The 12,133-nt window shown below is 69.9% G+C and carries 11 protein-coding genes; 9 read left to right on the forward strand and 2 right to left on the reverse strand.

Features of this window, described 5'->3' with window-relative positions; translation table 11 throughout:
- Position 1: 1 nt before the first annotated feature.
- On the forward strand, positions 2–1,279 hold the full coding sequence (gene purD / locus ACWDSJ_RS34755; protein ID WP_450037023.1) for a phosphoribosylamine--glycine ligase: 1,278 nt from the start codon (positions 2–4) through the stop codon (positions 1,277–1,279).
- Positions 1,280–1,284: 5 nt separating this feature from the next.
- On the opposite strand, the gene ACWDSJ_RS34760 is transcribed toward purD, so the two are convergent.
- On the reverse strand, positions 1,285–2,199 hold the full coding sequence (locus ACWDSJ_RS34760) for a M23 family metallopeptidase (protein ID WP_450037033.1): 915 nt from the start codon (positions 2,197–2,199) through the stop codon (positions 1,285–1,287).
- Between the two features lie 509 nt (positions 2,200–2,708).
- Between ACWDSJ_RS34760 and ACWDSJ_RS34765 the strand changes: the two genes are divergently transcribed.
- The 5 genes from ACWDSJ_RS34765 to ACWDSJ_RS34785 all read left to right on the forward strand — a co-directional run bounded on the left by ACWDSJ_RS34765 (position 2,709) and on the right by ACWDSJ_RS34785 (position 7,738).
- Positions 2,709–3,875, forward strand: a complete 1,167-nt coding sequence (locus ACWDSJ_RS34765; RefSeq protein ID WP_450037024.1) for a pyridoxal phosphate-dependent aminotransferase — start codon at positions 2,709–2,711, stop codon at positions 3,873–3,875.
- Between the two features lie 177 nt (positions 3,876–4,052).
- Complete coding sequence (locus ACWDSJ_RS34770; protein WP_387367562.1) at positions 4,053–4,739, forward strand: TetR/AcrR family transcriptional regulator; 687 nt, start codon at positions 4,053–4,055, stop codon at positions 4,737–4,739.
- A gap of 11 nt (positions 4,740–4,750) precedes the next feature.
- Positions 4,751–6,172 (forward strand): adenylosuccinate lyase, encoded by a 1,422-nt coding sequence (purB, locus tag ACWDSJ_RS34775; protein WP_450037026.1) that lies wholly within the window; start codon positions 4,751–4,753, stop codon positions 6,170–6,172.
- Between the two features lie 8 nt (positions 6,173–6,180).
- On the forward strand, positions 6,181–6,612 hold the full coding sequence (locus ACWDSJ_RS34780) for an HIT family protein (protein WP_450037027.1): 432 nt from the start codon (positions 6,181–6,183) through the stop codon (positions 6,610–6,612).
- Between the two features lie 166 nt (positions 6,613–6,778).
- A complete protein-coding gene (locus ACWDSJ_RS34785) occupies positions 6,779–7,738 on the forward strand; it encodes an alpha/beta hydrolase (protein ID WP_450037028.1) in 960 nt (319 codons plus the stop codon).
- Between the two features lie 35 nt (positions 7,739–7,773).
- Here the strand turns inward: ACWDSJ_RS34785 and ACWDSJ_RS34790 are convergent, their stop codons facing one another.
- Entirely contained in the window at positions 7,774–7,989 is a 216-nt protein-coding gene (locus tag ACWDSJ_RS34790; protein WP_387367573.1) for a DUF397 domain-containing protein, read from the reverse strand.
- Between the two features lie 568 nt (positions 7,990–8,557).
- On the opposite strand from ACWDSJ_RS34790, the gene ACWDSJ_RS34795 reads away from it, so the two are divergent.
- The 3 genes from ACWDSJ_RS34795 (at position 8,558) to ACWDSJ_RS34805 (ending at position 11,803) form a co-directional block, all read left to right on the forward strand.
- A complete protein-coding gene (locus ACWDSJ_RS34795; RefSeq protein ID WP_387367576.1) occupies positions 8,558–8,770 on the forward strand; it encodes a hypothetical protein in 213 nt (70 codons plus the stop codon).
- 71 nt (positions 8,771–8,841) lie between these two features.
- Positions 8,842–10,977, forward strand: coding sequence for a S9 family peptidase (locus ACWDSJ_RS34800; RefSeq protein ID WP_450037029.1), 2,136 nt, complete (start codon positions 8,842–8,844; stop codon positions 10,975–10,977).
- Between the two features lie 124 nt (positions 10,978–11,101).
- Positions 11,102–11,803, forward strand: coding sequence for a DUF2334 domain-containing protein (locus tag ACWDSJ_RS34805; protein WP_450037030.1), 702 nt, complete (start codon positions 11,102–11,104; stop codon positions 11,801–11,803).
- Positions 11,804–12,133 lie beyond the last annotated feature (330 nt).

Consider the following 12,133-nt stretch of genomic DNA (forward strand, 5'->3'; position numbering starts at 1 on the left):
CGTGCGCGTACTCGTCATCGGTTCCGGAGCCCGTGAACACGCCCTGGTGGAGGCCCTGCGCCGCGATCCGGGGGTGAGCGCGATCTGCGCGGCGCCCGGTAACCCGGGGATCGCCCAGCACGCCGAGGTGCGCGCGGTCGATCCGTGCAGCGGTCCCGAGGTGGTGGCGCTGGCCCGCGATTTCGCCGCCGATCTGGTGGTGATCGGACCCGAGGTGCCGCTGGTGCTGGGCATCGCCGACGCGGTGCGCGCGGCGGGCATCGCCTGTTTCGGGCCGTCGGCCGACGCCGCGCGGATCGAGGGGTCCAAGGCGTTCGCGAAGGACGTGATGGCCGCGGCCGGGGTGCGCACCGCGCACAGCGAGATCGTCGACCACCCCGGCGAACTCGACGCAGCGCTGGACCGTTTCGGCCCGACCTGGGTGGTCAAGGACGACGGGCTGGCCGCGGGCAAGGGCGTGGTCGTGACCGCCGACCGGTCGGCCGCCCGCGACCACGGGGCCGAACTGCTCGAGCAGGGTCATCCGGTGCTGCTGGAATCGTTCCTGGACGGGCCCGAGGTGTCGCTGTTCTGCCTGGTCGACGGCGAGACCGTGGTGCCGCTGCTGCCCGCGCAGGATCACAAGCGGGTCGGCGAGGGCGACACCGGGCCCAATACCGGTGGGATGGGCGCGTATACGCCGCTCCCGTGGCTGCCCGGATCGACGGTCGCCGAGATCGTCACCGACATTGTGGAACCCGTTGCGGCCGAACTGGTTCGGCGCGGGGTCCCGTTCTCCGGGCTGCTGTACGCCGGGCTCGCGATCGGACAGGCCGGGCCCGCGGTGGTCGAATTCAATTGCCGCTTCGGCGATCCCGAGACCCAGGCCGTGCTGGCGCTGCTGGACAGCCCGCTCGGCGCGCTGCTGCACGCCACCGCCACCGGCGCCCTCGACCAGGCCGAGCCCCCGCGCTGGCGCGACGGCGCGGCCATCACGGTCGTGCTGGCCGCGGAGAACTACCCGGCCCACCCGCGCAAGGGCGACCTGATCACCGGCACCGAGGCCGCCGAGCCGAATACCGAAGTGCTGCACGCCGGTACGGCCCTGCGCGAGGACGGCGCCCTGATCTCCGCGGGCGGCCGCGTCCTCAATGTGGTGGCCACCGGCGCCGATCTCGCCGAGGCCCGCACCCACGCCTACGATCGCATCGAGCGAATCAAGTTGCCGGGCAGCCATTTCCGCGGGGATATCGCGCTGGCGGCGGTCGAGGACCGCATCTCGGTGCCGACCCGGGCGTAACGCGGTCAGCCGACGCGGATACCGTGCACGGCCAGCCAGGGCTGCGGGTCGACGTGCTGGCCGTTGACGAGGACCTCGAAGTGGAGGTGCGGGCCGGTCGAGTCGCCGCGATTGCCGACGCGGGCGATTTGCTGGCCCGCGCGGACGCGTTCGCCGACCGAGACCGAGAAGTCGTACATGTGGCCGTAGACGGTGATGCTGCCGTCGTCGTGGCGGATGCGCACCCAGAGGCCGAAACCCTGGGCGGGGCCCGCGTCGATGACGGTGCCGTCGGTGACGGCGTAGATGGGGGAGCCGATGGGGGCGGCGATATCGATGCCGTAATGGAAAGTGCCCCAACGCTGTCCGTAGCCGGAGGTGAACATGCCGATGGCCGGGAGCGCGAATCCGCCGCCGCCGGGCAGGATCGCGCCGGGCGGGACGCCGCCGGGTAGCGAGGTCGCCGGTCCGCTGAGCCACGGCTGCGGGGTTCCGGCGATCGCGGCGGCGGCCTCGGCCTTGGCGCGGTCGAGGGTCGCGCGCGCCGCGGCGGCGACCACCTGGGCCTCGCGCAGCCGCTCGCCGTTGTTGATGGCGTTGAGGTAGCGCTTGGACGATTCGGCGGACGCCCGCACCTGGAGGGGGTACGCGACGGGAACCAGTTGCGCGCTCCCGGGGACGGGTGAGTCGGAGACCGGCCGGGGAGCGACCCCGTCGGCCGCCGCGAACAACGCGACCACGGCCACTCCCGCGACCAGCACCCGATGTTCCGCGACCCATGCCCGCGACCGAACCCCGGACTCCCGCAAGGCCGGTCGTGGATCGCTGAGAATCCGCTCGCGCCAATCGATTTCGGCGACACGACGACCGCTCGCGCGAACCCACGCCGACGCTCGCGTCACGGCCGCCGCAGCGGCGTGGGAAGCCCGTCGAACCGGCATGTCCTGTCGATCTTCTCGGCGCACATGCCGCTCGGGTTCCCCGCCCGCGCCCGATTCATGTCCCGCGTCAGCGTCCGGATCAGGCCCGCGGTTCGTGTCCGTGTGCGAGTCGTCGGAGGCGTCGGCCTCGAGGCTCGCGTTCTCATGCGAGTGGTCGGAGGTGTCGGCCTCGACACTCGTGTCCACGCTCTGCTCGTCGGAGGTGTCGGCGTCGAGGCTCGTGTCCACGTCCTGATCGTCGGAGGCGTCGGCCTCGAACCTCCCGCCCGCGCTCGGGTTCTCGGATTCGGGCCGCCGGGGGCGGCCATCGGTCCGGCGCAGCGTGGTTCGCCAGTCGGGCCGGATAACGATCCAGCCCCCCTCGTACGGCCTCGCGCGGCGTGCCCGGTCAGGCATTCTGCCGACGATAACAGGACAATTGCCCAATACGCAGGAGGGGCGGGCAGAACTCAGGGTGGTCTCAGGAATAGTTCGGGCGCGTCGCCGCCGGGTGTTTTACTGTCGTCGGAGTGCGTAGTGAATCCCGACGGTCGACCGTGCCCACCTTCTACGTCATGGACGTGTGGAAGGCCGCCGCCGAACGCGCCCGCACCCACGGCGACGTCCTCGTCCTCGCCGCCGGTCAACCGTCCACGCCCGCACCGGTTCCCGTCTTGCGCGCCACGCGCTCCGCGCTCGAGACCGAATTGCTCGGCTACACCGAGACTTTCGGCATCCTGCCGCTGCGCGAGGTGATCGCCGAGCATCACCGCCGCACCTACGGCTACGCCGTGCACGCCGACGACGTGGTGGTCACCACCGGCTCCTCGGGCGCGTTCACGCTGATCTTCCTGGCCGCCTTCGACCCCGGCGACACCGTGGTGGTCGCGCGCCCGGGCTACCCGGCCTACCGCAACACCCTGGCCGCGCTCGGCTGCCGCGTGATCGAACTCGACTGCGGCCCCGAGCATCGCTTCCAGCCGACGGTCGCCATGCTCGAGGCCCTCCCCGAACCGCCCGCGGGCCTGATCGTGGCCAGCCCGGCCAACCCCACCGGAACCATGATCGCCCCAGCCGAACTCGCCGCCCTGGCCCGCTGGTGCGACGCGCACGGCACGCTGCTGATCTCCGACGAGATCTACCACGGCATCGTCTATTCGGGCGTCGACACCGAACCCACCTCCTCGGCCTGGCAGACCTCGCGCGAGGCGGTGGTGATCGGCTCGGTGTCGAAGTACTTCTCCATGACGGGCTGGCGCCTGGGCTGGATGCTCGCCCCGCCCGCGCTGCGCCCGGCCCTGCAACGGCTGGCCTCGAACATGACCGTGTGCCCGCCCGCGATCTCGCAGTACGCCGCACTGCACGCCTTCGGCCCGGAGGCGCGCGCCGAACTCGACGGGCACGTGCGCCGCTACGCCGAGAACCGCGCCCTGCTGCTCGAGGGCCTGCCCAAACTGGGCATCACCGATCTCGCGCCGGCCGACGGGGCGTTCTACGCCTACGCCGATATCGCCCACCTGACCGACGATTCGACGCGCTGGTGCGCGGATCTGCTGGCGCACACGGGCGTGGCCCTGGCGCCCGGCATCGATTTCGACACCCGCAATGGAAACCATACGGTTCGTATCTCTTTCGCGGGTGCGACCGCCGAAATCGAGGAGGCACTCGCCCGCCTTGGCCGATATCTCGAGTCGTGAGCCCGGCTGTCGCGCAAAGACTTTCCGGTCTCGCCCACCCGCGTCGCCGGAATGCGGTAGAAAAACTAAGGTTGCGTTTTCAACCCCGACGGCGTTGTCGGCTCCGGCGCACTTGAATTCCCATGGATCGCACCGATTTGGCACGGATGAACCGATGATGACTGGCACGATGACACGGTGATCACCGCGACGACCCCGAAAGGCGAAAGGCGTCGCCAGGCTCTGGTCGCGGCCGCGGCCGAGTTGTTGCTCGAGGGTGGTTTCGAGGCGGTCCGGCACCGCTCGGTGGCCACCCGCGCGGACCTCCCGCTGGCGTCCACGACGTACTACTTCGAATCGCTCGAGGATCTGATCGCGCGCGCGGTCGAGTTCAGCGGCAACGCGGAGCTCGAGGCCATGCGGCGACGGGTGGGCGAGGTGACCCATCGCCGCCGCGGCGCGGAGGCGACCGTCGATCTGGTGCTCGACCTGCTGGTCGGCGCCGACGGGCACGACGAGCGCGGCCGCCTCATCGCCCGCTACGAACGTTCGGTGGCCTCGGCCCGGCACCCCGAACTCCGCGAGGTGCAGCTCCGACTACGCAGCCAGCTCGACGAGCTGCTGGCCGAGGTGTTGCGCCGATCCGATCGGGCGGTTCGGATCGAACAACTCCGGCGGCTGGTGGCCGTGGTGGACGGCGCGGTGGTCGCCGCCCTGACCGAACAGGATCCCCAGCCGCGCCGGGTCGCCCGCGGCGCGCTGCTCGAGTTGATCGACGTGATCGCGCCCCCCGCGCGCGGGCCCGAGCCCATCGGCGCGAGCGCCGACGGCGGCCGCGGCCGACCGCTGACCTCCGACTCCGGGGGCCCCTCGTACTCCCACTAAACTGGCTGCTCGTGAGCCCAGTCCCGAACGTCCTCGCCACCCGTTACGCCAGCCCCGAATTGGTGCGGCTGTGGTCGCCCGAGCACAAGATCGTGCTGGAACGGCGGCTGTGGCTCGAGGTGCTGCGGGCGCAGGCCGACCTCGGGGTGGACGTGCCCGCGGGCGTCGTCGAGGACTACGAGCGGGTGCTCGAACAGGTCGATCTCGCCTCGATCGCCGAGCGTGAGCGGGTGACCCGCCACGACGTCAAGGCGCGCATCGAGGAGTTCAACGCCCTCGCCGGGCACGAGCACATCCACAAGGGCATGACCAGCCGCGATCTCACCGAGAACGTGGAACAGCTACAGATCCGGCTCTCGCTCGAGCACGTGTACGCGCACGGCGTCGCGGTCGCCGCGCGGCTGGCCGAGCGGGCCGCCGAGTACCAGACGCTGGTGATGGCGGGCCGCTCGCACAATGTCGCCGCGCAGGCCACCACGCTGGGCAAGCGATTCGCCTCGGCCGCCGACGAATTGGTGATCGCGCTGACCCGGCTGCGCGAGCTGATCGACCGATACCCGTTGCGCGGCATCAAGGGTCCGATGGGCACCGCGCAGGACATGCTCGATCTGCTCGGCGGCGACGCGGCCAAACTGACCCAGCTCGAACAGCGGGTGGCCCGGCATCTGGGCTTCGCGTCGGTGCTGACCAGCGTCGGGCAGGTGTACCCGCGCTCGCTCGACCACGACGTGCTGTCCACGCTGGTCCAGATCGGCGCGGGCCCTTCGTCTTTCGCGCACACCGTGCGGCTGATGGCCGGGCACGAACTGGTCACCGAGGGTTTCCAGCCGGGGCAGGTGGGCAGTTCGGCCATGCCGCACAAGATGAACACCCGCTCCTGTGAGCGCGTCAACGGCCTGCAGGTCGTGCTGCGCGGCTACGCCTCGATGGCCGCGGAACTGGCCGGGGCGCAATGGAACGAGGGCGACGTGTTCTGCTCGGTGGTGCGCCGCGTCGCGCTGCCGGACGCGTTCTTCGCCGTGGACGGCATGATCGAGACGTTCCTGACCGTCCTGGCCGAGTTCGGCGCCTACCCGGCCGTCATCGACCGCGAATTGGCAAGGTACCTGCCGTTTTTGGCGACCACGCGCATTCTCATGGCCGCCGTGCGCGCCGGCGTCGGCCGCGAGACCGCGCACGAGGTCATCAAGGAGCACGCGGTGGCCGTAGCGCTGGCCATGCGCGAACAGGGCCGCGAACCCGATCTGCTGGACCGGCTCGCCGCCGACGACCGGTTGCCGCTCACGCGCGCGGATCTCGATGCGGCCCTTGCCGATCGGTCGGCGTTCATCGGCGCGGCGCGGACGCAGGTGACCGATGTCGTCGCGCAGGTGCAGAAGCTGGTCGACGCCGATCCCGAGGCGGCCCGGTACACTCCCGCCCCGATCCTGTAGCGCGACATATGAACCCGTACACGATCTTCACCGATATCGTCGCCGGGCGCGCGCCCGCCTCCAAGGTGTACGAGGACGAGGACACCCTGGCGTTCCTCGACATCCGGCCCATGACGCCCGGACATCTGCTGGTGATTCCCAAGACGCCCGCCCGCAGCCTCGCCGAACTCGATCCGGACATGGGCGGCAAGCTGTTTCGGGTCGGGCAGCGGCTGGCGGCGGCGCTGCGGGAGTCCGAGGTGGGCTGCGACGGGGTGAACTTCTTCCTGGCCGACGGGGTGACGGCGGGGCAGGAGGTCTTCCATGTGCATCTGCACGTCATCCCGCGCACACCGGGGGACGGGTTCGGGTTGCGCGGGCGTCCGACCTCGCCGCCGCGGGCCGATCTGGACTATCTGGCGGCCTCGATTCGCGGGGCTCTGGAGCGCGCCGACCAGTGAAGTTTGCTGGCTGAATGCCAGTTCGCCAATCCGTTCCCTTCGCGGTGATCCTGGGTTACTTTTGTTGATGTTGATCATCGGCATCGCGTAACGCGGAACCCGGCCGTGGCGTCGCGCTCTCGTTTCCGCTGCCGAGCCGAGCGGTGGGGGCGATGGAGGTGGGGAGATGCGGCGACGTGCCGTTGCTGTGGTGGTGCTCGCGGTGACCCTGGGTGTGCTGGCTCCGTGGGCCGGGCGGCTGCCCCGCGCGGCCGCGGCCCGGCTGGTCGGCATCGATGAACTCGGGCCGACGCGTTCGGCCGTCTTCGTCGACTCCCCGGCCATGGGCCGGACCGTGCAGGTCCAGGTGCTGCATCCGCCCGGCGGCGGCGAGCGGCCCACCTACTATCTGCTCGACGGCCTCGATCCGGGCGACCGGCAGAGCACCTGGACCAACGCCACCGACGCCGAGCGGTTCTTCGCCGACAAGAACGTCAATGTGGTGTTGCCGATCGGCGGCCAGGCCAGCTACTACACCGACTGGCAGAGCGACGATCCGCGGTTCGGCCGCTACCGCTGGGAGACCTTCCTGACCCGCGAACTGCCCCCGCTCATCGACAGCGCCTTCGACGGCAACGGCGTCAACGGGATCGGCGGGCTGTCGATGGGCGGCATCGCGGCCTTCGTGCTCGCCGCCCGCAATCCCGAGCTGTACACCGCGGTCGCCGGATACAGCGCCTGCCCGGACCTCGGGCTGGCCCAGGGCGCGATGCTGTTCTCCATCGCCAATCGCGGCGGCAACCCCGGCAATATGTGGGGCCCGCCCGGCGGCCCGGCCTGGGCCCAGCACGATCCCGCGCTGCTCGCGGACCGCTTGCGCGGCAAGACGATCTACCTGTCCACCGGCACCGGCATCCCCGGACCGCACGAGACCGAGATCAAACCCCAACTCCCGGAGAACATCTTCTTCGGCGGCCCGATCGAGGCGGCCGTCGACGGGTGCGTCTCGGCCTTCGAACAGCGCCTGCGCGCGTTGAGCATTCCGGCCCGGGTCGACCACAGCGCGGTGGGAACGCACTCGTGGTCGTACTGGCAGGACACGCTGCACGTGTCCTGGGGCGCACTGGCCCCGGCCTTGGGGGCTTGAGGGCCGCTGCCCCAGGCTCATCATCGACGCGCGAATTATGTTCCCGGGCGGTTGAATTCGCCGTCCTTGGCGCCCGCGACGAAGGCGCGCCATTCGCCCGGGGTGAAGATCAGCACCGGGCCGTCGGGTTTCTTGGCGTCGCGCAGGCCGATATTGCCGCTGGCGAGGAAGGCGACCTCGACGCCGCCGGTGCCGTCGCCGCTGCGGTGCCACACGGCGTCGGGTTCGATCTCGCGATTCTTCTGTTCCACGCGTGCTCCTGTCGATGCGGTTTCATCCCGAGCGGGGGAGCGATCACACCCGGCCCCCGGGGCTAGACAGTAGTCAGCGGAATCCGCGCGCGGGGCGCGTTTGATTGGACATTCAACAATCGCTTTGTGTTATCCGCGATCACATTTTCGAGACACTTGCGAAATGTCGCATAATTGGGCCCGCGCTTGTGGCAAGCACCGAGCCGCCGGGCCGCGACCCTGTGGTGATGAACACATGGTGACGCGCCCGGTATCGCCGGGGAGAGTCCGACACGCCAGCGAGGCGATGCGCCGACGCGCTGACGAGCCCCGGACCTGCGGCGGCTGACGTGCCGGTTGGGGAGAAACGTCCGTTCCCGGAGCGGCGGCGATGCCACCGGGACCGCCCACTGCGGTATTTACCGCGCGATCCCGACAATTCTCCTGGTTTACCCGGCAACCGAATCGGAAACACAGACCACTGTGGCTGATTTACGGCGTCGAGCGGACCGCGTGGGTCGAGCCGACCCGGCGTCCCCGAATTGTGTGACCGGCCACATTCCACGCACGACCCAGGATGGAGCACCGCATGGCACCCGTCTTCGACAGTTGCGCGGTGGTGCCCCGGCACCTCACCGTCGAGCAGGCTCACAACATCTTGCACATCCACCGCAGCTGCCCCACCGACCAATGCCCACGCCGTAAGGCCGCCGTCTACTTCCTGATGGACGCGCGCCGGGTGCCGCGGGCGAACGACCGCGCCCCCCGCCCGTCGGCGCGGCGAGCCACCGGACTGTCGTAGCGCGCGGCGGATCCGCCACGACACAGCGACCTGCCCACGAAGCTCGCGTGCCGCCCGTTACGGTGGAGCGCATGGCTCTCGACAGCGGTCCCGCAACGATCCCCGTCGCCAAGAAGGTGCCCACCGAGCGCGTGCATCACGGCGACACCTTCGTCGACGAGTACGAATGGCTGCGCGACAAGGACGATCCCGAGGTGATCGCCTACCTCGAGGCCGAGAACGCCTACACCGAGGCGCGGACCGCGCATCTGCAACCCTTGCGCGACCGCATCTTCGACGAGATCAAGTCCCGCACGCTCGAGACCGATCTGTCCGTCCCGGCCCGGATGGGCGACTACTGGTACTACTCCCGCAGTTTCGAGGGCAAGCAGTACGGCGTGCACTGCCGGTGCCCGATCGACGATCCGAACGACTGGACGCCCCCGCGGCTCGAGGCCGACACCGCTCCGGCGGGTGAGGAGATCCTGCTCGACAGCAACGCCCTCGCCGAGGGACACGACTTCTTCGCCCTCGGCGCCTTCTCGGTCAGTCACGACGGGACGCTGCTCGCGTACTCGGTCGACACGGTCGGCGACGAGCGATATGTGTTGCGGTTCAAGGATTTGCGCAGCGGTGAGCTGCTCGGCGACGAGATCCCGGGCACCGCGCCGGGGGCGACCTGGTCGCTGGACGGCAGCCACGTCTTCTACCAGACCGTCGACGAGTCGTGGCGGCCCGACACGGTGTGGCGGCATCGGCTGGGCACCGCCTCGGACGCCGACGTGCGGGTCTTCCACGAGCCCGACGAGCGCTACTGGGTGAGCATCGGGGCCAGCCGGTCGGAGAAGTACCTGATGATCTGGGTGGGGTCGAAGATCACCAGCGAGGGCTGGGTGCTCGAATCCGACGATCCCGAGGGCGAATTCCGGGTGCTGCTGCCGCGCCGCGAGGGCGTGGAGTACTCGGTCGAACACGCGGTGATCGCCGGGCGCGACCGGTTTTTGATCCTGCACAACGATGTCGTGGACGGGGTGAAGGCGGAGAACTTCGTGCTGGCCGAGGCGCCGGTGGACGATCCGGCGGCCATGACGCTGCTCGTCGGGCATCGCGACGACGTGCGGCTCGAGGACATCGACTGTTTCGCCGATCATCTGGTGCTGTCCTATCGGCGCGAGGCGCTGCCGCGAATCGCGGTGTGGCCCTTGACTTCCGAGGGTTACGGCGAGCCGAAGGAGCTGGAGTTCGGGCTGGAGCTGTTCTCGGCCGGGGTGGGCGCGAATCCGGAGTGGGCGCAGCCGACGCTGCGGATCGGGGTGACCTCGTTCATCACGCCCATGCAGGTGTTCGACTACGTGCCCGCTACGGGAGAGCTACTGCTGCGCAAGGAACAGCCGGTGCTCGGCGGGTACGATCCGGCCGATTACGAGCAGCACCGGGACTGGGCGGTGGCCGAGGACGGCACCCGGGTGCCGATCTCGATCGTGCGGCGGCGGGATCTGCCCGCGGGACCGAAACCGTTGCTGCTCTACGGATATGGTTCCTACGAGGCGAGCATCGATCCCGGGTTCTCGGTGTCGCGGCTGTCGCTGCTGGATCGGGGGATGGTGTTCGCGGTCGCGCATGTGCGCGGCGGCGGCGAGATGGGCCGGTTGTGGTACGAGCACGGCAAGACGCTCACCAAGAAGAACACCTTCACCGACTTCGTCTCCTGCGCAAGACATCTCATCGACAGCGGGCTCACCGCGCCGGACCGGATGGTCGCCGACGGCGGCAGCGCGGGCGGGCTGCTGATGGGCGCGGTGGCCAATCTCGCCCCGGAGTTGTTCGCCGGGATCCTCGCCAACGTGCCGTTCGTGGATCCGCTCACCTCGATCCTGGATCCGTCGCTGCCGCTGACCGTCATCGAATGGGACGAGTGGGGAAATCCCTTGGCGGACAAGGAAGTCTACGAGTACATGAAGTCCTATTCGCCGTACGAGAACGTGGCGGCCAAGGACTATCCCGCGATCCTGGCGATCACCAGCCTCAACGACACCCGCGTGCTGTACGTGGAACCCGCCAAGTGGGTGGCGAAACTGCGGGCCACCAAGACCGGTGACGCGCCGCTGCTGCTGAAGACCGAGATGACCGCCGGGCACGGCGGGGTCAGCGGGCGGTACGAGAAGTGGAAGGAAGTGGCGTTCGAGTACGCGTGGGTGCTGGATACGCTCGGGCTCGCCGAGGCTTAGGGCGCGCCCGGTTCGAGTGTTCGTCGCCGCGTCACCCGATCAGAACGGGGTGGTCATCTGCCGCCCGCACAGTGGATGGACGACCGGCGTCGGCCGGTGAACAGCACGAACAGGGGGTTCACCCATGCGCGCGCAACTGATCGTCTCGGTGTCGGGAATCCGCGACACCACCCGGGAAGCGGCGATGAGTTTCGCCGCGGAGATGGACCGGCGTGAGGTTCCGCTGTCGCTGCTGGTCGCCCCTCGCCTCAAGGGCAAGTACCGGCTGACCGAGGACCCCGCCACCCGCGACTGGCTGCGCCAGCGCCGGGCGGGCGGGGACTCGATCGTCCTGCACGGTTACGACCAGGCCGCGACCAAGACCCGCCGCTCCGAATTCGCCGCCCTCCCCAAACACGAAGCCCGCCTGCGCCTCATGGCCGCCGACCGCGTCATGGAACGCGTCGGCCTGCGCACCCGTCTGTTCGCGGCCCCCCGCTGGAACGCCTCCGAAGGCGCCCTCGCCGCCCTCCCCGACGTGGGCTTCCGCCTCGCCCTCACCCTCTCCGCGGTCCACGACCTCGACCGCGGCACCACCCAGCGCTCCTGGGTCCACGGCATCGGCGAAGGCTTCCGCGCCGAACCCTGGTGGTGCCACGCCCTGGTCATGAGCGCCGCCCGCACCGCCCGCCGCGGCGGCCTCCTCCGCCTGGCCGTCTCCGCCGCCCAACTCTCCCGCTCGGCCCCCCGCCAAGCCCTCCTCGACGCAATCGACCTGGCCCTGTTCCACGAGGCAGTCCCCGACGTCTACACCTGGCACCCCCACCCCACCGCCCACGCCGCTTGACGCTTCCCCCGCCGCACCCCTCCAGGCTTGTTCGGCACCTCCGGGCACGAGGACGAACCCAGCCGCACCCCGCCAGGCTTGTTCGACACCTCCGGGCTGGGGAACGAACCCAGCCGCACCCTTTATTCGAATCCGCACACGTTCCACAGCCCTGAAACGGGTGCGGATCCGAACAAGGTGTGCGTCCGCGGGTGCTGCTCTCGAAAGAGGTTGTGCACCTCCGAGGTTGGACGAACCCAGCCGCACCCTAATGAGGTGTAGCGGGTCGGTCGTCGGGCAGACTCGCTGCTGGTAGCGGCTGGTGGGTGAGCACTGTGTGCACCCGGGACC

Source organism: Nocardia sp. NPDC003482, from assembly GCF_053588115.1.